The 23996-nt window shown below is 48.2% G+C and carries 23 protein-coding genes and 1 pseudogene; 7 read left to right on the top strand and 17 right to left on the bottom strand.

All coding sequences use genetic code 11. The annotated features are described in order from the left end of the window. Positions 1-40: 40 nt before the first annotated feature. The 3 genes from NLX74_RS05665 to NLX74_RS05655 are packed head-to-tail and all read right to left on the bottom strand — an operon-like array spanning position 41 to position 1534. Entirely contained in the window at positions 41-418 is a 378-nt protein-coding gene (locus tag NLX74_RS05665) for a DUF4280 domain-containing protein (protein WP_254328166.1), read from the bottom strand. Then, positions 415-945, bottom strand: coding sequence for a hypothetical protein (locus NLX74_RS05660; RefSeq protein ID WP_254328165.1), 531 nt, complete (start codon positions 943-945; stop codon positions 415-417). Before NLX74_RS05660 ends, NLX74_RS05665 begins: the two co-directional genes overlap by 4 nt. After that, positions 929-1534, bottom strand: coding sequence for a hypothetical protein (locus tag NLX74_RS05655; protein ID WP_254328164.1), 606 nt, complete (start codon positions 1532-1534; stop codon positions 929-931). Before NLX74_RS05655 ends, NLX74_RS05660 begins: the two co-directional genes overlap by 17 nt. A 371-nt stretch (positions 1535-1905) precedes the next feature. On the opposite strand from NLX74_RS05655, the gene NLX74_RS05650 reads away from it, so the two are divergent. Further along, entirely contained in the window at positions 1906-3090 is a 1185-nt protein-coding gene (locus tag NLX74_RS05650) for a GAF domain-containing sensor histidine kinase (RefSeq protein ID WP_254328163.1), read from the top strand. A gap of 141 nt (positions 3091-3231) precedes the next feature. On the opposite strand, the gene NLX74_RS05645 is transcribed toward NLX74_RS05650, so the two are convergent. Continuing rightward, positions 3232-4188 carry a nucleoside hydrolase gene (locus NLX74_RS05645; protein WP_039271744.1) on the bottom strand — a complete coding sequence of 319 codons (957 nt, stop codon included), beginning with the start codon at positions 4186-4188 and terminating at the stop codon, positions 3232-3234. A 211-nt stretch (positions 4189-4399) separates the two neighbouring features. Between NLX74_RS05645 and NLX74_RS05640 the strand changes: the two genes are divergently transcribed. Further along, entirely contained in the window at positions 4400-4993 is a 594-nt protein-coding gene (locus NLX74_RS05640) for a hypothetical protein (protein WP_254328162.1), read from the top strand. 80 nt (positions 4994-5073) lie between these two features. On the opposite strand, the gene NLX74_RS05635 is transcribed toward NLX74_RS05640, so the two are convergent. From NLX74_RS05635 to NLX74_RS05625, 3 genes are read right to left on the bottom strand one after another with little or no spacing between them, the layout of a single operon-like run. Further along, entirely contained in the window at positions 5074-5682 is a 609-nt protein-coding gene (locus NLX74_RS05635) for a pentapeptide repeat-containing protein (protein WP_028540785.1), read from the bottom strand. Between the two features lie 37 nt (positions 5683-5719). Next, the gene (locus NLX74_RS05630) at positions 5720-6229 is read right to left on the bottom strand and encodes a MarR family winged helix-turn-helix transcriptional regulator (RefSeq protein ID WP_013312480.1); all 510 of its coding nucleotides are present in this window, start codon (positions 6227-6229) and stop codon (positions 5720-5722) included. Further along, positions 6219-8591: a helicase C-terminal domain-containing protein gene (locus NLX74_RS05625; protein WP_254328161.1), complete on the bottom strand. Its 2373-nt coding sequence runs from the start codon at positions 8589-8591 to the stop codon at positions 6219-6221. Before NLX74_RS05625 ends, NLX74_RS05630 begins: the two co-directional genes overlap by 11 nt. A 168-nt stretch (positions 8592-8759) precedes the next feature. Between NLX74_RS05625 and NLX74_RS05620 the strand changes: the two genes are divergently transcribed. Next, the gene (locus NLX74_RS05620) at positions 8760-9836 is read left to right on the top strand and encodes a GGDEF domain-containing protein (protein ID WP_254328160.1); all 1077 of its coding nucleotides are present in this window, start codon (positions 8760-8762) and stop codon (positions 9834-9836) included. Positions 9837-9971: 135 nt separating this feature from the next. Continuing rightward, positions 9972-10145 (top strand): aspartyl-phosphate phosphatase Spo0E family protein, encoded by a 174-nt coding sequence (locus NLX74_RS05615; RefSeq protein WP_013312483.1) that lies wholly within the window; start codon positions 9972-9974, stop codon positions 10143-10145. A gap of 105 nt (positions 10146-10250) precedes the next feature. Here the strand turns inward: NLX74_RS05615 and cidR are convergent, their stop codons facing one another. Continuing rightward, on the bottom strand, positions 10251-11150 hold the full coding sequence (cidR, locus tag NLX74_RS05610) for a cidABC operon transcriptional activator CidR (protein ID WP_023990853.1): 900 nt from the start codon (positions 11148-11150) through the stop codon (positions 10251-10253). A gap of 131 nt (positions 11151-11281) precedes the next feature. Here cidR and NLX74_RS05605 point away from each other — a divergent pair, with 131 nt between their 5' ends. Both NLX74_RS05605 and NLX74_RS05600 read left to right on the top strand, forming a co-directional pair. Next, a complete protein-coding gene (locus NLX74_RS05605) occupies positions 11282-11653 on the top strand; it encodes a CidA/LrgA family protein (protein ID WP_235306620.1) in 372 nt (123 codons plus the stop codon). Continuing rightward, complete coding sequence (locus NLX74_RS05600; protein ID WP_013312486.1) at positions 11650-12327, top strand: CidB/LrgB family autolysis modulator; 678 nt, start codon at positions 11650-11652, stop codon at positions 12325-12327. The genes NLX74_RS05605 and NLX74_RS05600 overlap by 4 nt, the downstream gene beginning before the upstream one ends. A 195-nt stretch (positions 12328-12522) precedes the next feature. Here NLX74_RS05600 and NLX74_RS05595 read toward each other — a convergent pair whose 3' ends face one another. From NLX74_RS05595 to NLX74_RS05580, 4 genes are all read right to left on the bottom strand, one after another. Then, a complete protein-coding gene (locus NLX74_RS05595) occupies positions 12523-14232 on the bottom strand; it encodes a glycerol-3-phosphate dehydrogenase/oxidase (RefSeq protein ID WP_302058523.1) in 1710 nt (569 codons plus the stop codon). Positions 14233-14460: 228 nt separating this feature from the next. Further along, on the bottom strand, positions 14461-15951 hold the full coding sequence (gene glpK, locus NLX74_RS05590; RefSeq protein WP_254328338.1) for a glycerol kinase GlpK: 1491 nt from the start codon (positions 15949-15951) through the stop codon (positions 14461-14463). A gap of 57 nt (positions 15952-16008) precedes the next feature. Then, complete coding sequence (locus NLX74_RS05585) at positions 16009-16566, bottom strand: glycerol-3-phosphate responsive antiterminator (RefSeq protein WP_023990856.1); 558 nt, start codon at positions 16564-16566, stop codon at positions 16009-16011. 206 nt (positions 16567-16772) lie between these two features. Beyond that, positions 16773-17726: an alpha/beta hydrolase gene (locus tag NLX74_RS05580; RefSeq protein WP_254328158.1), complete on the bottom strand. Its 954-nt coding sequence runs from the start codon at positions 17724-17726 to the stop codon at positions 16773-16775. Between the two features lie 260 nt (positions 17727-17986). Here NLX74_RS05580 and NLX74_RS05575 point away from each other — a divergent pair, with 260 nt between their 5' ends. Further along, the gene (locus NLX74_RS05575) at positions 17987-18622 is read left to right on the top strand and encodes an NAD(P)-dependent oxidoreductase (RefSeq protein ID WP_254328157.1); all 636 of its coding nucleotides are present in this window, start codon (positions 17987-17989) and stop codon (positions 18620-18622) included. 119 nt (positions 18623-18741) lie between these two features. Here the strand turns inward: NLX74_RS05575 and NLX74_RS05570 are convergent. The 5 genes and pseudogenes from NLX74_RS05570 to NLX74_RS05550 all read right to left on the bottom strand — a co-directional run bounded on the left by NLX74_RS05570 (position 18742) and on the right by NLX74_RS05550 (position 23941). Then, positions 18742-19294, bottom strand: a pseudogene (locus NLX74_RS05570) (cation:proton antiporter domain-containing protein). A 170-nt stretch (positions 19295-19464) separates the two neighbouring features. Continuing rightward, positions 19465-20055 carry a GNAT family N-acetyltransferase gene (locus NLX74_RS05565; RefSeq protein ID WP_414126120.1) on the bottom strand — a complete coding sequence of 197 codons (591 nt, stop codon included), beginning with the start codon at positions 20053-20055 and terminating at the stop codon, positions 19465-19467. A gap of 61 nt (positions 20056-20116) precedes the next feature. Beyond that, positions 20117-21478 carry an MFS transporter gene (locus tag NLX74_RS05560; protein ID WP_254328156.1) on the bottom strand — a complete coding sequence of 454 codons (1362 nt, stop codon included), beginning with the start codon at positions 21476-21478 and terminating at the stop codon, positions 20117-20119. A 92-nt stretch (positions 21479-21570) separates the two neighbouring features. Continuing rightward, the gene (locus NLX74_RS05555) at positions 21571-22722 is read right to left on the bottom strand and encodes a winged helix-turn-helix domain-containing protein (protein ID WP_254328155.1); all 1152 of its coding nucleotides are present in this window, start codon (positions 22720-22722) and stop codon (positions 21571-21573) included. Continuing rightward, positions 22703-23941, bottom strand: a complete 1239-nt coding sequence (locus NLX74_RS05550) for a CynX/NimT family MFS transporter (protein ID WP_254328154.1) — start codon at positions 23939-23941, stop codon at positions 22703-22705. The genes NLX74_RS05555 and NLX74_RS05550 overlap by 20 nt, the downstream gene beginning before the upstream one ends. Positions 23942-23996: the final 55 nt, after the last annotated feature.

Below are 23996 nucleotides of genomic sequence, written 5' to 3'. Positions count from 1 at the left end.
CGGTTGCTTTTCATATGATGCAATTCCTACAATCTGTTAGCTATTCCTGCCCATCTGTCGTGAATGAAATTTTGCCGCACCACATGCATAAGTTCGTGGAGCAGCTCATAAGAGCCGGAGATTGATCTACGTATACATCCTTTTTTCCATTCAACCAAGGCATAGAAACGCTCGGTTTACAGGGCTGCGGAATGATTCCCCCGGAATTTCCTTTGTTAGCAGAAGAGACTGCAGGATTATGCATACTACGGCACTTTCCGAAAGAAGGGATATGCGTCTGCGGGTGAAAATCCTGAATATTCCCTTGCAGTTTGTCGCCAATACTAATCCCCCTGTTAGCTGAAACACTAAACCTTCCCGTATGACTTCCATAGCTACAATGTATCTGTGCCCCATCCACTACATAGCTCTCACTCATTCTTGGACTCTCCTTTGTATAGATGGCCCCTCTGTATCGACCTTTTGTAATTTCAAGCCTACCAGATTGAACTTCAAAATACATTCAGCCACATCAAGATCTACAATGATATGATGATTGGCATCCTGAACCCTGAATATTTTATGATTCTCGACTGCATATTCATCTAGAATGATTTTCTTCAGTGTACCGTCCCTATGATATTCACTACGTGGTGATAAACACATCAGGCTAGGCGGATTTGCCAGCCAATACCTTGTTTGCTGCATTCGCTGCATATCGGCAAAAACAACCAACTTCCAGCTTAATCCGGCTTGATATATATCAAAGATTTCCTTTAGTTGTTCCGAAATGATGGATACCGGATGCTCTATAAAATCAATATAGTCCGCATCACCTGATACATAAAATTGTAAAATAGATTCTTCATCGGCACATGATGGGCTTTCTGCCCATTCTAACAACTGCCTGCGATTTGTCTCTACTGGATACATATACTCCGTAATACGATTATCCTGTTGAATCATGTAGTACTCCATAAGCTGTTGAATACACCACCTCACTGATTCCTTTATACTCCCCTATTCTTACTTCCAAATCATTCTCACATTTCAACGCCTTGAATTCAGGTAAGTGTACAGCCTGCTGAATAGCATCTTTCGCTAATTTCAGAATATATTGATGAAATTCCCCTGTAGCCTGGAGTACAAATCGCTCCACATCAGGCTGAAAAATCTTATTCATATAGGGTTTTCGAAGCTGATTCAATTCATCCTCCAATTCTGCTAAAAAGCTGAATGCCCAGCCTGCACCATAGGTTCCATAACAAGGTTGAGGATCAAAGAACCAATTTTTATCATAGGCTTCGACGACATAGTTATAGTTACGATCCATCAGATACGTGCGCCTCATAGAATAAGTAATGTATCCGATCCTTGTCTTGGCCACTTCTGCAGAATGGGCTTGCAGGCAGATTGATTGAAAGGATTGAATAAAAGAAAAAATGAGTTCCTCTTTTCTATGCTCATATAAAGACGCTGCCTGATGTAATTTCTCATTCAGTACATCTTCCGCATAGGTCTTATGGAAGTGTTGTAGGGCTTCCTGTCTATTCATAATTCCACCTCTGAACCTATTATATAGAATATTTACATGATATTACTGGTTCTATCCTCCTATTTTATTACACAATTTTCATATCATGAGATTACATATGAATGTATGAAAATAGAATGAAAATAATCATATTTTTTCGTGAATGTGTAATAATATATGCAAAAATTCTCCAAGAAAGGCCAGCATTAGACCTAAAAAATGAAGGTTTGTGCAAGCGAATAGGTAAATCGAAGTAGAAGACTCAGGTTTATAACGAAATAATCATGTATAATTAATAATACGCTCCAGCAATACTTTCAGAGGACTAGGAATGGGATACACAAACTATTAGAGTTTTGTTAACCACCACTTTGCATCAAGATTGGAGACATATGACTACTTCACCTACAGGTTTTTATAATAGTATTCAAGAGGCTACCGCGCATGTCATTGATGTGTTGAGTGATATTTTACATGTTAATACCATTTTTATTGCCGCTAATGATGGGGTTACAAATGTAATTGTAGATTCATTTAACCGGGAAGAGGTGCTGGTTCGTAATGGAGAGGAGCTTCCTTTTGAGCTTAGCTATTGCAGTCTGGTGCTGAACCATTCTGCGGATTACCTCACCATTTCGGAAACGTCTACTCATCCACAAACACGTGATTTATATGCGACTAAAACCATGGGAAACCACTCATTTACAGGAGTCCCTATTCGCATGAAAAATGGTCAGGCTTATGGAACCATTTGTATCTTGGACGCGCCATCTGTACATTTGACAGAATCAGAACTGAAGGCACTACAGGCTATGGCCGTATTTCTGGGGTATGTAGTTGAACTGGAGAAAGGCAAGATCGATGCTGAAATCTCTTCCATGAGCAAGCTGGATTTGATATCTTCCCTGAGTAATAAAATTCGGTTTTCGCTGACCGAAATATGGGGAGCCACCGATCTCATGCTGACGACGGAGTTAACCGAGGAACAACAGCAATATATGGGCATCATGGAGTCGAGCAGTCGCTCGCTTATGACGTTGTTGAGTAATATTTTGGATTACAGCAATATAGAGTCCAGGCAGATCGATGATATTGAAGATCCGTTTGATCTGAGAACGATGATGGAAAATGTGTTGAGTCTGTATACAGAGGTAGCTGCGCGACGGAATCTAGAGTTGAAGCTCGACTGGAATCTCACCAGCTCGCCTATTTTTATCGGGGATGAGGCTAAAATTCGCCGTATGCTGATTAATTTGGTAGATAATGCAGTGAAGTTTACAAGCACAGGAGCCGTCACTTTATCTGCAACCGCCCAATCCGTGACCGATGCACCTGAGGTTGAACTGGAATTAAAGGTGAAGGATACTGGGATCGGTATATCTCCTAACAAACTGAAATTGTGGCTTGAGCATGACCGTGGGAACTCTCCCTCATATGGCAATCCAGGATTGGGTTGGCTGATTACCAAACATCTATTAAAACGAATGAATGGTAAAATGACTGGGATCAGTGAACCTGGTAGCGGGACAGAAATAACGCTCCAGTTCACTCTGAAAACATACCAGGAGTCAGCATGAAATAGAAACTAGCTTGTGATAATTATAGGACACATCATGTAATAGAAGCCCGTGACGCATAACGTCACGGGCTTTATGTTATGAGTACGTGTCACTAGGCAATATTATCACCCTATGCCGCACGTTTGTGCATAGTCAGACTTAGTAACGTTTGGGAGCAGCCAGCTTGGCCAAATCCGCCATATACGTAAAAAAGGCTTCTGGATCTGTATCGTATACCAGGTTCACAGGGCGTCCCTCTGCCTGTTCCACCGTTCTGCCCTGACTCGGGCCTTCTGCGATAACGCTGCAATGCACCGTCTTTTTCTTGACAATGTCCGGGCGTCCTACGGATGCAGTGGTCAGTACATCCCACAAGTAGTAGGTTGAGTTCGTTTCGCTATAGACGAGCGGCGGACATCCTGCATAGCAATTACCCAAGAAATCCACGCCTTCATATCGGCGCTCGGCAGCCCAACGATTGCGTACTGCTGGAGTTAATGGCACTTTGCTTGTGCTTTCCAGCGCTACCAGATCAATCGTGATGCCGCTTTGCCACACCCGATATGCCGCTTCTGGGTCCCAGAACACATTCCACTCTGCTGTGCCGTCATGCTCCGGCTCCTCCACATTCCCTTTTTCAAAGGTGCCGCCCATCCATACCAGCTTTTCAATCTTTGCTTCAATATCCGGTGCTTCATCCAGCGCACGGGCCAGATCGGTTAACGGTCCAGTGAATAGCAACAGCGTCTTACCTTCAGCTCCGCGTACCTTTTCGATCAGATGCTGATGAGCTGGCAGGGATGAAAGCGGTGCTTCCATTCGCCCCGATTCATTCAGTACCGGTAATGCATCCACATAGAAGGAATGTAAACGCCAAGCAGCAGGAAACGGATTTTTACCGCGTGAATTAGACTTTGCGACTTCCACAGGCCCTTTATTTTGTCCAAAACGATCAATAATTTTACGGCTGGCATCCGTTGCAGGCTCCAGATAACCATCTGCTGGAATCACCGATACTCCGGTCAAATGAATCTGTTCCATCTGAAGCAACATAAACAGGGATACTAGATCATCCACTCCACCATCATGATTAAAATAAACGTTTGTCTGACTCATCTGTCTCTTCCTTCCTTTATCCCCGTAAAACAGGCTTGTTCTTATCGGCAACCACCCTTCATTATGCCTGATCGCTTCACAGGAGTAAATGTGCGATAGTGTGTGGATCAGGGATTTTTTGCTTACTCCATGCTTAAGATAGGTAGAAATGTGTGTAATAACAGGGTAGAATCATGGGTCCTAATCGGAAGCGTATGAAGGAGAGATGCATATGACAGCCCGAACAATAGAAGAGTTGGAGCAGATCCGTAGAGAGTGTAAATCCATGGTGACGAAAAGGGCTGCGGCTTCTGGTGGAGCGGTATTAGTTCCAGTTCCAGGGGCTGACGTTCTTGCTGATGTTGGCATTTTGATGCAGCTACTGCCAGCCATTAATGGAAAATTCGGATTATCTGAGAAGCAGCTGGAAGGTCTGGACGCAGAAACAAAATCCATGGTGTATGGTTTTATCACCTCAATTGGCAGCAAGCTGATCGGGCGACTCATCACCCGTGAAGTTATCGTGCAGATTTTGCAAAAAATGGGCATTCGTATCGCTACCAAGCAGGTTAGCAAGTTTGTCCCCCTTCTGGGGCAAGGGCTAGCCGCGGCAATTGGCTTTACTGCCATGCGAACCATTGGTAATCGGCATGTCGATCAATGTTATGAAGTAGCCAAACGCTTGCTGGAGCAGCGAACTGCCGCAGATACCGCGCGCAACTGGACGGTTCCACAGCAGCCTCTAGAGCCTGTGGGAGTGGATCATTTGCCAAACCGGGAGCCGGGAGCAGCGATTCCACTACTGCCGGCACCCCCTAAAGATTAAGTTCTTCACATTCGAGTCAACCATCCATTTCACACGCACGGGGTACCGCAGATCGAGACGGGTCCTGTATCCCGTGCTTTTTAGCCTTCCACCTTGGCTCCATAGGAGCGGGCCACCGCTACTGCCTGCTCGATATCCAACTTGGCTCCGGTGATGTCCAGATCTTTAAAATTCACGCCATCCATCTTCGCACCGCGCAGGTCTGTTCCTTGAAGATGGGCTTTGTGCAGTCTTACCCGGGTAAGATCCGCCTCCCGCAAATCTGCTTTTTCCAAATTGCATTCGGATAAGTCGGCTTCCTTGAATCGTATTTTTCGCAAATCTTGTTTTCTTAAATCTGCATGACGCAAATTCGTATAAGACCAGTCTCCGCCCGTAATTGTGATACCATCCATATTCGCCCCCGCAAAATCTGAACCTACCAGCTTGCAGTTATCAAACCGGACTACAAACAAATTGGCGCTGGTGAACAAACAATTCGTAAAAGCCGACTCCTTGTAGTGAGATGCATTCAGAATGGCTCCGGTAAAATCACAGTCCACAAAAGTACAGCCTTCCACGAGGGACTCATTCATCTCCACCCCCCGAAAGCGACATCGGGTAAACTCACAATTTCTCCACTCGCCTTCTCTGGCATCCATTGAGCCAAAATCACGGGCTTCATAGACCTCGTCTGTATAAAAGAACATGTTCTCTCTCCTATTCCTTATTCCCTATATTAGGAACTCAGCATTTCGGCAAAGACCGCTCAAAACCGCCCTTCATTTTTCCCAGTAAACCCTTCATCATCTTATGGTCCTGTGGCGTAAACTCAGACATACACGACCGAATCAACTTCGTATAATAAGGGACTATCTTACTCAACAGCTCTCGTCCTGCCTCTTTTAATCCGACAGTCACCATCCGTCCGTCACTCTCATGAGCCACACGTTCAATCATGCCATCTCGCTCTAATCCGTCGATCAGCCCCGTCATGGTTCCACGCGTCACATCAGCTTTTTCCGCCAACTCTGATGGTGTCATGCGATGCGGCGAATGGCAATGCAACAGGCTAAGAACAATAATCCGACCCTGAGAAGCCCCCAACTTGCTAAAATCCGTATCCATTTCTCTGAAAATACCATTAGCCAAGCGCGCAAATGTCACAAAAGTCTCTATATTATCCACTTCGGCATCTTCATGTCCAAAGCTACGCAGCACCCCGCGTATGGAGTCATTATGAAAATTAAAGTTCATAGTCTATCCATTCCTTCCTTAATCCCGCTTGTTCCGTCAGACGGTAGCTTTTCCATTCATCTGGCAGCAAAGAAGCATACGGTTCCTTGGCAAAACGATCATCTACCAGGACCAGCAATCCTTCGTCGTGCTCTGTGCGAATCAGTCTGCCACCTGCCTGAAGAACCTTGTTCATTCCCGGATATACATACGCATAGTTGAAACCATTCCGTCCCTGTTCCGAAAAATAATTCCGCAGCACATCCCGCTCTGCTCCAATTTGCGGCAAGCCGACGCCGACGACCACTACCCCATTTAAGCGATCCCCAGGTAAATCGACACCTTCAGCAAACACACCACCCAATACGGCAAAGCCAAGCAAGGTGTGCTCTTGCCCAGGCTGGAAGGCCTCTAGGAATTGATCCCGCTCTGGTTCGGTCATCCCCGGACTTTGTACCAACGTATTTGCGGACACGTCCCGAAGCATGAATTCCTCATACACCTCACGCAGATATGGATAGGACGGGAAAAACACAAGGATATTTCCTTTCCGTTCCACAACCAATGCAGCCAGCATATCCGCAATCGCCCCTTTGGAACGCTCACGATCCCGATAACGGATGGAGAGCGGCAGCAGACGTACATCCCACTGCTCCTGATGGAAGGGCGAAGGAACCTGTAACGTATAATCTTCCTCGTTTGCTCCGAGCATGTCCCGGTAATAAGCAAGCGGTGTCAACGTCGCGGAAAAATAAATGGCTGAGCGGTAGCCCTTAATAGCTTGTCCCAGCAAGTGAGAAGGATCAAGGCAGAACAGCTTGACCCTCACTTCACTGCGTCCTGCTTCCACATAAGTAACGTACCGTTCATCATATAAAGCTGCAATTCGCAGCATATTCTGAGCGGTAAAATACGTATCTAGAAGCAATGCATAAGCTGTACCCTCACCGCTTGCATGGCTTGTGCTGCCCCCCGTTACCAGTTCACGTTCAGCTGCTTCCACAAAAGGCACCAACAGCTCCAGCACCTCTTGCGGTGCTGCTGTCTCTACTGCTTTTCCTGTATCTGCATATTGCTTGCGCAGCGTAATCATATGTGCGTTCACTGCACTCGCAGCCGCAGCAATCTCTGGGCTTAGCAACTTAAATTCTCGTTTCAGTTCCAAAAAAGAAGATTTCAAAATTTCCGCCGAAAACATGTCCCGGCCGCGTTCTACCAGATTATGCGCCTCATCCACCAGTACAACACCTTTTCGCTTGTGCTCCTCCAGCAATCTTTTCAAAGAAATCCGCGGATCGAAAACATAATTATAATCACTGATTATACCATCCGAGGCATACGCCACATCCAGAGAAAATTCAAAGGGACATACCTTATGCTTGCGCGCATAATGCTCAATCACTGCCCGGGTCATTAACGTCTCATTCGCCAAAATATCGGAAACCGCACCGTTGATTCGGTCGTAATAGCCCTCGCACATGCTGCATGATCCAGCATCACAATCATTTTCATCCTTGAAGCAAATTTTATCCTTCGCAGTCAAAGTCACCACATGCATGTGCAGCCCTTGAGTCTGCATCTTGGCGCAAGCCTCTTCGGCTGCTGCCCGAGTGGTGGTACGAGCCGTCACATAATATACTCGTCTCACCAATCCTTCGCCGATCGCCTTAATCGCAGGAAACAAGGTGGATACCGTTTTACCAATACCTGTAGGTGCTTTGGCAAAGAGGTTAACCCCTTCGGTAATCGTCTTGTACACCGAACCCGCGAGCGTTCGCTGACCCGAACGATACGTGTCAAAGGGAAAGTTCAACATAGCAATGCTGGCATCCCGCTTTTCCGCATGTGCTCTCAGCAGGAATGCATACGGTGCATAACCAGCAATCATCTCCTGTGCGAAAGCTTCTAGCTCAGTAAAGGATAGTTCTCGTCTGAATCGGCGAATGTCTTCACTGTGTGCCTGTACGTAAGTAAGCTGGACCTGCAACGAATGATGTTGTTCCTCACGAGCAATCATATAGGCATACAGAAATGCTTGTGCCCAGTGTACAGGTTGGCCGTCACCCTGAATATCTTCGAGTGGCAAAGAGGTCGATTTAATTTCATCGACCGTCCATATGCCATCCAGCTCAATCAGTCCGTCACAGCGTCCTTCAATGATAAACAATTCGTCCTTATACGGAATTTCTGTACGTAAATGTACTTCTTTGCGGTCATGCTCCTTGTAACCTTTCTGGATAACCTGATGCACGCGAGTTCCTTCGAGCATACTGCTATTCGATCGAAAGCCGCTATGAATGCTGCCGCTCCGATGCACATATTCCACAAGTGGACGCACCGATATGTGAATTGGTTCCTTCATACGATCACCCGTTCCGGTCATAGTCCTTTCACTGTACCACGTAGATAGACGAAACGTAAGGGACATAAGAATCGTTTGTATTCAATTGGTATTCACTCATGCCTACTTTTTACCGAAATATAGAAACGAGGCCTTTTGCTTTATTCCCCACGATACTACAACTCTCATTACAGCATAAAGGATAGGGATATGTTAAAAGAATTAATTAACAATTTTGCGTTATTAACAAGCTTCTTATTCTTTGGAAATTTATTTTTCCGGAAATATGAACGTTACCTAAAAAAACATATATTCATTTATCGGGTAATGAACGGTTTAATGCTGGGTCTGTTTGGCATTCTGTTAATGATGACCGGTTTATGGGTCCGTGGGCACTTTGTGGTCGATCTGCGCCAATTGGCGATTATCATATCTGTTTATATGGGAGGATCGGTATCCGGTCTGCTGACCACCTTGATCATAAGCCTGTACCGTATTTACATCACAGGTGGTTGGACAGATGTTTCTCTGACTGCTACCGTCAATTGTTTCATGACACTGGGCATTTCACTTATCTTTATTCGAGAAAAAAGCCTAACACTCCGCAAGTGGATGTCGGCCGTACTTGGAGCTGCTGTAGTGTCGCTGTTATCTACTTTCTTTGTAGTTAACCCTCCTGATAATGAATCTATTATAATAATCACAACTGTTAAGTTGCTTGGCGGCCTGTTCACTTATTTTATGATGTCCTATATCAAAAAAACAGAACGGGCTGTTCATCTGCTGGAAGAAGCTGCAAATCGGGATCATTTAACCGGACTCTACAGTCCACGTGCTTTCGATGCGCTATTTGAAGAGGTCTTTCATACTTCCAAGACTACAAAACAACCCTTCGGACTCGTGATGCTGGATATTGACCACTTTAAGAATATTAATGATACGTATGGTCATTTGAACGGAGATACCGTCTTAAGCCAATTGGGAATGCTGTTAACCCGGGAATCTACAACGAGGGCGTACCCCTCCCGTAAGGGCGGAGAGGAATTTGCCATTCTGATTGGAAATTGTGATAGTCAGAAAGCAGCAAGCTTTGCCGAAAAAATTCGGAAAGCTGTGGAAAATGAACGTTTCCTTTTGAATGACGGAACCTCGATCTCTCTAACCGTATCCATCGGAGCAGGCAGTTCACCTGTCATTGCATCGAGGCACTTACTGGAAAAGTCAGATGAGGCATTATATGAAGCTAAGCGTTCAGGACGCAATCAGGTGAAACTGGCAAAACCATAGATATTAGTCGCTAAATGTCAGGAAAGCTGGATTATTGTTAATAAAAAGTGGTAAAATGGAAATAACATCGTTATCAAAAAAAACTTCTGCCGCTAGTGGAGACATGCCTTACAATCGACATGGGGGGTGGGCTTTGTGAACCTCGAACAATTGGAAAAACTCATGGAAAAAGAACGCCGTGAACTGAATCGCATGGCTGACTTACACGGATTAAAAGATGAACGTGTATTGGACAAATCCTCCAGACTTGACCGTATTATGGACAAGTACCTTCACACCAAGCGTGCAATAAACCAAACACACTCATAGAAGCAAGCTACATCGCTGCCCCTCAGGGCAGCTTTTTTATGATGTAAGCAGTATTCGTCCTCCTTCGGTACACATCTGCATCGTACTCACCTTCTCGCGGACTGACTACTTCCCGCCATATTCCGTCCGCAACAATTGCTGTGTGAACGATATCCATTCTCTGGCGGCAAAGGACAGATAACGATCGTTCCGCCAGATCATCCCCAAATGCCAAGGAATGACGGGGTCCACCAATGGAAGAACACGCAAGCGCTCAGAATCCAGATCTCGGCATATAGCCTCCGGCAACAGAGCTACCCCCAGGTTTGCAGCAACCATTTCGCTAATCAGATCCCATTGTGAGCTTTCGTAGACTACACGCGGCTGAAAGCCAGCACGGACACATTCGGCAATGATACGGTCATGCAGCGTAAAATCCTCACGAAACAGTACAAACGCCTCCTCCGCTAACGCAGATAACGGTACCTCCTTGCACTCTGCCAATGCATGCGTAGGATGAACGAGCAAATTCAGCTTTTCCTCCACAAACAGAAATGTCTCAAACATATCTCCAACCGCAGGCAGCACAATCACCCCGATATCCAACGCTCCGGCTTCTACGTCCTGTTCCACTTTCTTCGCCCCGTCCTCAAATAATTGAATGGTCACATCAGGATATGCCTTATGAAATTCTCCAATGACACGCGGAAAAAAGCTCGATCCGACCATAGGGGGCAAGCCAATACGGATATGTCCTTTTTTCAGGTTCATCAAATCACTCAGCTCCGAGGACAGGCTCTGAAAGGACTTTACAATCGCTTGTGCTTGAAGCTCAATTACCTTGCCCGCGTCCGTCAGTTCGATTCTTTTGCCAATTCGGTCGAACAAAGCGACCCCCAGTTCATCTTCCAGACTTTTAATCGTCTTACTGATCGTCGGCTGGGTAATAAACATGCTCTGGGCTGCCTTTGTAAAGCTACGCAACCGCGCGACTTCCAAAAAATATTGTAAATGTCGGATATCCAAACCTACACCTTCTCTCATAGACAAACGGAATAGATCACATTCTTTATATGCATTTTACTCATGAAAGCTTGTGATGTAAAATTTCATTACAGTTTGAAAATAACCGATCTCAAAGATAGGAGCCATTATATATGAAAAGCTTCATACGCGGTGTCCTCCAGATCGCCGTCCTGATGGCCTTTTCGCTCATCCTGAACGCGGTAGTCTCCTGGCTCCACCTGCCTGTACCCGGTAGTATCATTGGTATGCTGCTCCTTTTTATTCTGCTGCAAACCGGCTTGGTCCGGCTAAGCTGGATTGAAGTTGGCGCAAACTGGTTGCTGGCCGAGCTGCTATTATTCTTTATCCCCTCCGCTGTCGGCGTTATGAATTATTGGCCGATGCTGGAACACGATGGTATGAGCATCATGCTGGTCGTGTTGCTCGGCACCTTTCTGGTGATGGCCTGCACAGGTATGGTCGCCAGTCTGCTTGGTAAACGAAAGGAGCATAAATCATCATGACCGGTCTTCTATGTATTGTATTGACACTCGCTATTTACTGGATGGCCAAACGCATGTACCGCACACTGCCCAAGGTGTATTTGTCTCCATTGCTCATTACACCTATTGTTATCATTTTGATTTTGACGCTGACGGGTGTGAACTACCGTTCTTATAATTCGGGCGCCCACTTGCTGTCCATGCTGCTACAGCCAGCTACGATTGCATTTGCTGTCCCTTTGTACCGATATTTCCCTGTGTTAAAAAAACACGCGACTCAAATCGTGCTTAGCGTGCTGTCTGGGTCCGTTGTAGCCGTGTTGTCCTCCATGGCGCTTGCCAAGTGGATGCATCTGAATTCTTCGCTGCTGAGCAGCCTGATTCCTCGCTCCATTACGACACCCATTGCGATGAATGTATCGCAAACGATTGGCGGGAATCCGACGGTCACAGCTGTATTCGTTATTCTGACCGGTTTGAGCGGTCTTATTATCGGTCCGATGATTGTAAAACTGTTCCGTATTGAAAATGAAGTCTCACGTGGGGTGCTGCTCGGTACCGGTGCTCATGGTACTGGCACTTCCAAAGCCTTCGAGTTCAGTTCGCTGACGGGGACGATATCCAGCATCTCGATGGTGCTCGCCGCTCTCTTTACCTTGGCAGCCGCCCCGTTCCTGTTCCACTTGATGCTGTAAGCAATATGTATACAAAGAAGCAGCGATTCTCTTGTTATTGGAGAATCGCTGCTTCTTTGCTTTCGGTCTATGCCGCGAAGCGGGCGCAACAGCTATTGGAACAACGGTCCGTTCGCGGAGCGTCCATCTGAAGTACCGACGAATATCCTTCTCTAAAGCAAGGAGACGCTCAAGAAAACGCACCCTTCACTGCAATCAGATTGCCTTAACGACGCCAGATTTCTTCTCTGCCTCTGCCTCTACAGGCGTTACAGCTTCATACAGGCAAGCATCCAGCTCAGCCGTATATTGTCGTGCTTGCGCGGCACTCCAGCCTGCATGTTCGGACATTAATGCAATGGCGGGCTGTTTCCAGCGCTTCACCTCGTCAATTTGGAAGAACAGCGCCCCGGTTCGGCGTATGAAAAAATCAGACGGTGTCACCGTCATTTCCTGTTCCATCGCATACAGGAGCGGGACACGCACTTCCACAGGGAGCGCCGCTTCCTGCTCGGTAGCCTCCTTCATGCTCCGTACCGCTATGGCAAACAGCCGCTCTGTGTTGGAGCCATAGCGGGTTGCCCATGCTCTAGCCGTTTCCGGCGACAGGCCGAGCGCAATACCCGCTGCGGTTTGCTTGCTCACGAAGGCGTCCCAGCCCACCGAGCCGCCTACACTGCCGCCCGAAATCGGGATATGTCTGGTGCGGCATGCCCGGAAGCTTTGCCCGCGCAAGCGTCCCAGCTCCCGTACCGCACGATCCACGACGAGTTCGGACATTTTCCGGTAGCCCGTCAGCTTGCCGCCTGCAATCGTGATCAGACCTGAACGGGATTCCCAAATTTCGTCCTTGCGTGAAATTTCCGAAGGACTTTTACCGTCTTCATAAATGAGCGGCCGTACCCCAGCCCAACTGGATTCTACATCCGTAACAGTCAATTTCACATCTGGGAACATTCCGTTGATCGCTTGAAGCACATAGGCCCGATCTTCGGCGGTCATCCGAGGGTGCGCCGTATCCCCTTCATACACCGTGTCGGTCGTACCTGCATAGGTTTTTCCATCACGTGGGATGGCAAATACCATGCGTCCATCCGGTGTATCGAAGTACACTGCCTGTTTGAGTGGAAAGCGCTCAGAATCGAACACCAGGTGAATACCTTTCGTCAGGCGTAGCACCTTGCCCTCTTTGGAGCGATCCATTTCCCGCAACGTATCTACCCATGGTCCGGCCGCATTAATAACCAGTGAAGCTCGAATTTCGTATGGCTTTCCCGTTACCCGATCCGTTACGCTTGCGCCGCTTATTCGTCCGCCGTCATACAGCAGCTTGTCAGCCTTGGCATAGTTCACCGCCAGCGCTCCTCGTGTAACAGCTTCCTTCATGACCTCAATCGTCAGGCGAGCGTCATCTGTGCGGTACTCCACGTAGCTGCCGCTCCCCTTCAGTCCATCACGCTTCAGCAAAGGCTCGCGCTCTAGCGTAGCCTGGATGTCCAGCATACGACGGCGCTCACTACGCTTAACACCAGCAAGGAAATCATATACTAGCAGCCCAACAGAGGTGGTGAATGCGTTAAACGTGCCACCCTTGTGAAAAGGAAGCAGCATTCGCTCCGGTATGGTCACATGTGGACCATTTTCGAATACAATTGCCCGCTCCTTCCCGACCTCGGCTACCATCTTAACTTCAAACTGCTTCAAATAACGAAGACCACCATGCACTAGCTTGGTCGAGCGGCTGGACGTACCTGCTGCAAAATCCTGCATCTCCACCAGTGCTGTCTTCAAACCACGATCCGCCGCATCCAGCGCAATCCCCGCCCCTGTAATGCCGCCACCAATAATTAAAATATCAAAATGCTCATCTCCCATACGTTCCAAAACAGCGGTTCTCTCCTGCGCAGCAAATCCCTGTTCTCCCATCATGTATCCCTCCAGCTTTGTATATATTCACGATGCAATCTGCCAACCGAATCATCATAAGGTACAAAAAAAGACCACGAACATCGCTGCGGCGGATGCCGAGCGGTTCATGGTCTCTCCAAGTCTCCTGACGAGTATTAACTTATCTATATCGTAGCACACACGATACGCTATGAAAAGGGAAATCTGCCTGTTGCCACATGGCTGCCTTCTATCGTAAAACCATCCCTACTTGAACGCCATTGCGGCATGAACTGCCTTTTTCCAGCCACCATAAAGCCTAGCCCGCGCGTCTTCACTCATGGACGGAGTAAAGGTTTGATCACTCTGAGCATATCCCCGGACTTCATCCAGACTGCTCCAAAACCCAACTGCCAGTCCCGCTAAATACGCCGCACCGAGTGCTGTTGTCTCGTTCACAGCAGGTCGTTCTACAGGCAGATCGAGAATATCGCTCTGGAACTGCATCAGGAACTCGTTCATCACTGCACCCCCATCTACACGCAATGAACGCACAGGTACACCCGAGTCGCTCGCCATGGCAGTTAGTACATCTTTAGTCTGATAGGCCAGCGATTCCAGTACCGCTCGGATAAAATGCTCCTTGGTCGTTCCCCGCGTCAAGCCGAATGTCGCGCCGCGCACGTCACTGTCCCAATACGGGCTGCCCAGACCCACAAAGGCCGGGACAAAATATACCCCTTCCGTCGAGTTCACACGCGCCGCATACGCTTCACTATCTTTGGCTTCGCGGAACATACGCAACCCATCACGCAGCCACTGAATAGCAGATCCGGCTACAAAAATGCTGCCCTCCAGCGCATACTTCACCTGACCGTTCAGCCCCCATGCAATGGTTGTAATCAGTCCATGCTCCGATTCACAGGGTTCATCTCCGGTATTCATCAACATAAAGCATCCCGTACCGTAAGTATTTTTAATCATGCCCTTGTCAAAGCAACCCTGACCGAACAGAGCTGCTTGCTGATCACCCGCCGCTCCGGCAATAGGGATTTCCTGTCCAAAAAAGTGATAATCCACCGTATGCGCATATATCTCAGAGGATGATTTCACCTCTGGCAACATAGACGCGGGAACGCCGAGAATATCCAGCAGCTCCTCATCCCATTGTAGCTCATAAATGTTGTACATGAGTGTACGGGCCGCATTGGAGTAGTCCGTTACATGTGCTTTACCACCGGACAATCTCCAGATTAGCCAGGTATCAATCGTACCCAACAGCAAATCCCCGCGCTCTGCTTGAGCTCGTGCCCCTTCGACGTTGTCGAGTATCCATTTGACCTTGGTGCCAGAAAAGTAGGGATCAATGAGTAGTCCCGTTTTGCTATGAAAAATATGATCAAATCCACGGCTTTTCAATTCCTCGCAGATCCCGGCTGTTTGCCGTGACTGCCATACCAGCGCATGATATACAGGCAGACCCGTATGTTTATCCCACACCACTACGGTTTCCCGTTGATTGGTAATACCAATCCCGGCAATTTGGCTGGCTTTCACACCTGATTCCGACAAGCAGGAGGCGATGACGGCCAAAATAGAGCTCCATATCTCATTTGCGTTTTGCTCTACCCACCCCGGCTGGGGAAAATACTGTGGGAACTCCCGTTGTGCCTTGTATACCACTTTTCCCTGCCGATCAAACAAGATGGCCCGCGAACTGGTTGTGCCCTGATCCAAGGCAAGAATGTATTGCTCCATCACTTCCCAGCCTCCTTGCATATTTATGTATTGTTGCCCACTTGATTCAAATAAAGGCTATTGCTTATAATGCTCGAACAGTTGTTTATTGGAGGTCGTAACTGCTGTAGCTCCCGCAGCCAACGCCGCTTCCACATCCTCTGGGGTGCGAATAAGTCCGCCCGCCAAAATAGGAATGCCCGTGCGTTCGCTGACCTCCTTAATCATCGGCGGAACAACACCGGGCAGTACCTCAATATAATCAGGTCGTGTTTTTTCCACCAGCGCGTAGCTTTTTTCCAGCGCAATCGTATCGAGCAGGAACACCCGCTGTACAGCAAGAATCCCCTTCTTTTTAGCGGTTGCGATCACCCCGGACCGGGTCGAAATGATCCCAAATGGCTTAATTTCCTGACACAAATATTCAGCCGCATATTCGTCATTCTTCAAACCTTGCACCAGGTCGGCATGTAGGAGCATTTGCTTGCTGCGACTTCTAGCCATCTGGTACAGGTTGCGCAGCTGCGCTACATGCGTATCCAGAAAAACAGCATACTCATAAGAACTATCCAAAATACCCTCCAGCTGCTTCATATGCTTAGCTGCAGGTAAAATGCGTTGTCCCTGAAATGGCATGGATATCCCCCTTAGGCTGAATGTCGGTCAAACTCGTTCAAATTTTATATTATCACTCTGTTCGACGAACGTGAAGCGGTTTCATTGTAGATATGTATAAAGGCTGCCTTCCCTGCAATAGATGTCAGCAGGAAGAAGACAGCCTAATCGTTCAAAGGAACTGGATCAAATCACACGACGGCACCCTTAAAATGCTCTATAGTGTACTAGCCCTCAAACCCTTGGCGCAGCCATGAGGTAGCGAGCGTGATCGCACCGCGCTTGGCCGCGGTTTCCGACAATGGGTTCAGCATCACAAAGTCGTGGATGATGCCCTGAAAGCGTGCAGCGGTTACCTCTACCCCTGCTTCACGCAGCTTATTCGCATAGGCCTCACCTTCATCACGTAGCACATCGGCCTCGCCTGTAATGACCAGCGCACGCGGTAGCCCGTTGAGCTGTTCTATGGTGGCACGTAACGGGGACGCCGTAATCTGCGCTCGTTCATTGGGATCTGTCGTATATTGATCCCAAAACCATTGCATTCCTTCGCGGCTCAGGAAATATCCTGTGGCGAACTCCTGATAGGATTCCGTGTCAAAGGAAGCGTCCGTCACCGGATAAAATAACAACTGCTGCCGGATGGCAGGACCACTGCGTTCTTTGGCCAGCAGCGTTACGGCCGCGGTCATGTTACCGCCGACACTGTCTCCGGCTATCGTCAGCGTATCGGGCTTCAGTCCATGCTCGCGCCCATGCTGTGCCACCCATTGAACGACCGCGTAAATTTCCTCAATCGCCGTCGGATATTTAGCTTCAGGTGACAAGCTGTATTCCGGGAATACAACGGCTGCCTGTGAGCCGACTGCCAATTCACGAATCAGACGATCATGCGTGTGGGCATTACCGAATACCCAGCCTGCTCCGTGAATATATACAATGACCGGCAGATCGCTTGTCACTTGTTGTGGACGAACAATTCTGACCTTTACCTCACCGCCAGGCCCACCTGGAATAGTTAGATCTTCTACATCTGCGGCAGGTTTGTCTGCTGGACCGGATTGAACCTCATTGACCGTTTCACGTCCTTTTTCAGGACCCAAATCATATAGAAACGGAGGTTTGGCATTATCGTCTGCAAATTTCTGTGCTGCGGGTTCAAGCTGTACTTTTTTACTCATATCGATTCACTCTTCCCTTCTTATCTGTGGTCTACATATATCCAATATGGCTTAAGTTTGCTCATTCAGTTTCACCTTATATATTTAAACGAGTTCCTCTCTTTCCAATCGGAGGACTTTAGTTTGCCCAATAGAAGAGCTTGACTTTTATTTTGTATTGTAACTATAATAGTTACATATTAAAGTTCGTAAATGCACTGGGTACACTTACGATCAAACGAATGAATCATCCACATCATATTTATAGGAGGCTATCTATTATGAAAATTGCAGTTATTGGTGCAACCGGTAAAGCAGGAAGTAACATCGTAAAAGAAGCATTAGACAGAGGGCATGAAGTAACCGCCATCGTCCGTGACTCGGCTAAAGTAACAGAAAGTCGTGCTACTGTAGTACAAAAAGACGTTTTTGATCTGAAAACAGATAATTTGAAAGGTTTTGACGTAGTTGTTAATGCATTTGCCGCACCACTCGGACAAGAGCATCTGCATGTCGATGCAGGTAACGGACTGATTGAAGCCCTGCGTAATGTATCCGGTACTCGCCTGATTGTCGTAGGTGGTGCAGGCAGCTTGTTCACTGACGAATCCCAAACACTTTTGGTAAAAGATGCTCCCGGCTTCCCTGATTTCGTATATCCAACAGCAAATAACCAAGGAAAAAACCTGGAAATTTTGCGTGGTACCAGCGACCTGAACTGGACTTTCATTAGTCCTTCTGCGGAATTTGCTCTGGGTAAACGCACAGGCTCTTACCAAGTGGGAAAAGACACACTGTTGGTTAATTCCAAAGGTGCAAGCTATGTCAGCTACGAAGATTATGCAGTTGCCCTAGTGGACGAAATCGAAAAACCACAACATCTGAACCAACGTTTCACTGTCGTATCCGAGTCCTAATTACTGTGTTCTCGCAGCACATTTAGCATAAAAAAGACCCTTCGCCCATTCTCTCATGCAGCACGCTATGAGAAATTGAACCCGGAGGGTCTTTTTGTTATGACCTGTTGATACCCTCGTTATGACTTGTCCGTACTGACCTTTTTTTCTGTATCGTGAGCGGAAGTCTCCCTCTTATCGCTAAAACACAGCTTGAGAATCGAAGGCGAAGCCAAGGTCGTCAGAATGATGGCAATGATCACCGATGTAAAATATTGCTGTGCCAACAGACCCGACTGTAGACCGGTAGCTGCGATAATAAGTGCGACCTCGCCGCGAGATATCATCCCTGAGCCGATTGCAAGGGCAGAACGGTTATCGAAGCCCGTCAGCCGCGCCCCGAGTCCTCCCCAGAATAGCTACGACGAAGAAAGCTAGCTTTTTGCCAACAAGAAGTCCCAACGAAGTTTCTCCACCCATACCGAATATACTCATTACTACCGCTAGCAGCACGCCGATTTTAGACATATCATGAATCAGCGAATCATTCTGAACCCATCCTAATACGGCTGAACCCAGGACAATTACTGCGATCAGCTTTCCCAACACCGCTGGTTGACCGAGTTTGACAGACACATGACCCGCAACTTTTGTGAACAGTAGAATCAGCAGAAGATATAGTATAAATTGCATAAAATAAAAAGGGAAACCTGAAATAAAGCACAGGTTCCCCTAAAAAAGACATGAAGGAGCCTTGGTGACAGGCTCCTCCGGTAAATTCATATATTCTTTTAATGTTGTCGGTCAAACTTGCGCAAACGAGCAATTTTATCTCTTCTGCAAACCCGTGTAAACGTGTTGAATCAATTTTCTGCTTTTTTCACATAGCGGTCGCGGTATTCGTGGTCCAGCATACTCATCAGAATCGAATCATGGTATTCATAATTGTAGAATAAAGCATCCCGCTGCACACCTTCACGCTGAAAGCCTACTTTTTCATAGCAACGAATGGCACGTTCATTAAAATCAAACACATTCAGCTCAATCCGATGCAGATTACAGATACCGAATCCGTAACCCAGCATGAGTACAAGCGCTTCGGTGCCGTAGCCTTTCCCCTGATTTCCCTGCTCATTGATCGCAATACGGATGTTGGCACTGCGGTTCAGGCTGTCCATATCCTGCAGGGCTATATCCCCAATGACACGATCATCTTCGCGAAGCGCAATCAACAGCAACAGGCTTGAGGTGTCCTGTCCTTTAGCTTCAATATAACGGGCAATTTGATCCTTGGTAAAGCTGCGTTGTGTGCCTGTCAGCCTCCGCACATCCTGATGGAACAATGTATTATAGTATAGCTCGGTGTCCTCTACGTTAACGGGACGCAAGTACACCCGTGATCCTTCAAGTAACCGTGCCACAGGCTCTGAGGCTGAAGTTTGTTGAGTCATCATGATCTCTCCCATGCTAAAAATATAAATGACGAAAATCAAAGCAATTATTGCACAAGTTCGACTACGCAAGGTCTGCATTTTGCTCCGTAGTCAGGCTAGAATCAGCGAGGGACTCGCGCCAAATTACGGATTGAAGCAGCAGGCCTGCCAAACCCAAGATTCCAACAGTCATCCCGATCCAGACAAAAGCCGTTCCCGCCCCTGCTATTCGGATCAATACTCCCCCCGCAAGCGGGGAAACGACCATGATTGCTCCAATCACGGTACTTTGGATACCAAAGACGCGCCCCACCATATCAGCAGGGGTTTTGGCTTGTAATATATAATTCTGGGTGATAATGTACAGGCCGTTGCCCACGCCCAGCACGGCCCCGATCATAAGCAGTACGGGCAATCCTGTTCCGGGTTGTGCCCAGCCTAAAGCAGCAATAGCTCCGCCAACCAGCACATATCCACCACCGAGCCCCCAGCCTGCGCTTATGCGATTCAAGCGATTAAGCACAAGCATGCAGCCGACGGCGCCAGCACCAATGGCTGAAACCAGCCAGCCAAGCAGTGATTCATTACCCGGAGCGAGCACTCGCAGCAATGTAGGGAACTGGTAGTCGATCATGAGAATGGCGATTAAGCCGAAAAGTCCGAATATAAGCGTATGCAAAAGCATTCGACTGCGCCATAAGAACGCCCAGCCCTCGCGCCATTGGTTGAAAAACCGAGATGCGCGGACATGCTCCTCCCGCATTTTGGCTTCATCGGCCTTAGGCGCTGTATGGGCAGCCGCCTTTCCTTGCTGCCCGGCTGCAACAGCTTGTTGGTCTGCGCTGGCCAGCGCCGGACCGATTCCGCGGAGCGGCCACAGCAACAGGCCGGAACAGAGACGCAGCAATGCATTGAGAATAATGCATGCCTGAGGGGACAACACAGTCAAGGTCATAGCGCCCAGTAATGGCCCAGCCACTTTGGAGGCCTGATTGACCAACCCATTCAGCGAGGTCGCCCGAAACAGGTCGTCGCTGGCGACTACCGTGCGGGTCAAGCCTTGCTGTGAAGGCATTTGGAATACGCCAGCCGCCGCGCGCAGACCGAGCAAAGGCAGCAGCCACGCCGGGCCCGGGACGGCGAGGATCGCCAGCGTCAATAAGGCAATAGCTGCATCGCAGACGATCATCAGCCGGGCCTTGTGTACCCGGTCGGCTAACGTGCCCGCGATGGAACCCAGCAGCAGACCCGGTAGGGCCATCACTACCGGAATCAGCGCAATCATCATAGGGTCGGCTTCCCAGCGATAGGCAACAAGCACCTGAATGGCGATAGCATCAAACCAATCGCCAAAGGAGGCAGCCGTGTGCGCCGCAAACATCCGCCGAAAACGGCCATTGCGCCAAATGCTAGGCGTGGATTGCAGTTCTTTCTTTTCCTTCATTATCTACTCACCCTGCTCTCATTTTCAGCTTCTTTAGCAATAAGAACATTCTAACGGGCCTATATCAGAGGAAAATCAGACAGCTAAAAACATCAGACCACAGAAAGTGTTTGCTCCAACCAGCGCCTTAGCGCCTGACGATGCAGTGTTAAACTGTTGTCCCGGTCAAGCCGATCATATTGAGCCGCATATTTCTCTTCCAGCGTGGGATAAGAACCGCAGAGCTTCAAAAAACCGCGGATTTGGCAGACCGCTTTGATTTTTAGCAATTCCTGTTTAGCCATATCAAGGGTATCCAGCCCTTCATCCATAAGCCGCTCGGCGTTGTTCACATCTCCAGTACGCAAAAGCATAAGTCCGCGCATCATGCGATAACGGCCCAGTTCGCGTAAATACGGAGCCTCCGACAGCATGCCTTCCAGACGATCAGACAGTTCCGCAGCCTTTTCCATATGATTGGAAACCAGATGCATGTACATCTCCATCAGTGCAACAGGCATCACAAATTTATCGAGATTATCCCGTTCCATTACCCTCAAGGTTAGTGGTAGACCTTCCTGTGCGCGTTCAGGTTCTCCATTTTCCACATAAGCCTCCAAGATGTTGAGAATGCGTAATTCCCGTTCCTGTTCACTGGACAGGAGCCTGCTGGAAAGCGCACACTCACATAGAGCAATCCCATCATTCGTTACCCCTGCTGTGCCCGTAAATAGCAGCAACATCCAATACAATCGGTCTACAGGGGCAAAATCCTCCCGCTCCAAGAACCAGGACACATCCGCCTGTACAAAACGGGTATACATTTGATAAAAGGCGGACATTTGAAAACCCATCTGTTCCTGCTGGGCAGCCAGCGCTACGATGGAATTCCCCTGTCCCAGCAGCTGGTATTTCCGGAATAGTCCATGTACAGCGTCCTGCACTTCCTGATCGAGCAAGGACGGATGATTCTGTGACTGCACTTCAGTCAAGGTCAAGCTGTAGCCATACCCTCTAACCGTATGAATACGGAGCCCATCCCATGACTTAAGTTTTTTGCGCAATCTATAGATATGATCATCCACCGTACGCTCCACCGGATACTCCAGCGGCCACACACGATCCAGCAGTTGTTCCCGGGTGAACACCTGATTCCGGTTATCGTACAGAAAGCGCAACAGCGCAAATTCTTTAGCCAACAACATAACACGATCTGCATTACAGACCACACTGTAGCCATCTGCATCAAATTGCAGCCTGATCATCCACCTCGCCTCCGACATATCGTTTCTTAGCTGCACCCAGCCCTATAAACATAAGCAACACACTCAGACACAAGAGCAGCAGTAGCGGGATTGTCCAGCCTTGCGTCGCATCATGCAGATAACCGAACAACGTCGGTCCTGTTGCTGCTAGCAAATAACCAAAGGATTGTGCCATACCAGACAGCTCTGCTGCCTGCTGCGGTGTCCGCGTCCGCAAATTAAAGAACATCATCACTAACGGGAAAGCAAAACCACCCGCTATACCGATACAAATGACCCAAATCACACTCCACTGTGTAGCCCCAAGCAGAAATCCACCCAAACCGATAAAATACAGCGCAGCCATAATAACAACCAATACCCGCTGATCCTTTACCCGCGCTGCCCAAATAGGCACAATAAAAGTAAATGGCATTTGTGAAAACTGCAGCACGGACAGCATCCATCCCGCAGTCTCTGAATCCATCCCCTGTCCGCTCATCATTTCGGGAAACCAAGCGGCAGGAACATAGAACAGGGCAGATTGCAGCCCCATAAACAGCGTCACCTTCCAAGCCAAAGACGATGTATACACATTCACAGTTCGGGCAGACACTGCCGCTTTATTGGCTGTTTTGCGGGCCTTAAGGAGTTGGGGTACCCATAGTAAGATTCCTACGACACCTACAATCGCCCATATTCCCAAAGCACCGCGCCAGCCCATACCTCCGTTCAGAGCCAGCGGTATACTCAGCCCGGATGCGGTTGCAGCAACCACATTCATGGATACTGAGTATACGCCGGTCATCAGTCCGCTGTTGCGAGGAAACTCTTCTTTGATCAGACTGGGCAGCAACACATTACACACGGCAATAGCCAGTCCCAGCATGGCGGTCCCGACAAATAATGCGGTCACCCCCAGCGTTGAGCGCACCACAATACCTGCGGTCAACAGCAGCAAGGCTGCAAAAATAATAAGAGATGACCCGAAGCGGCGCGACAGTTTGGCTACAAAAGGCGACAACAGGGCAAAAGCCAGCAACGGCAATGTCGTTAATAGGCCACTCAGTGTATTCGAAATATGCAAAGAATCCTTAATCAAACCGATAAGAGGTCCTACCGAGGTAATCGAGGCGCGCAGATTGGCACCTACCAGAATGATCCCTATGGCAAGCACCCAAGGACCGGCATGCCACAAAGATTTGTATACCAAAGCTCGTTGGTGTTGCTGTGAACTCATCTCTCCATTCTCCTATCTATCTGTGTTATGCTCAAAGGCTCCAACCAAGTGTACG

The organism is Paenibacillus sp. MZ03-122A, from assembly GCF_024213325.1.
GTDB classification, from domain to species: domain Bacteria; phylum Bacillota; class Bacilli; order Paenibacillales; family Paenibacillaceae; genus Paenibacillus; species Paenibacillus polymyxa_B.
This window is presented reverse-complemented; position numbering and strand designations above follow the sequence as displayed.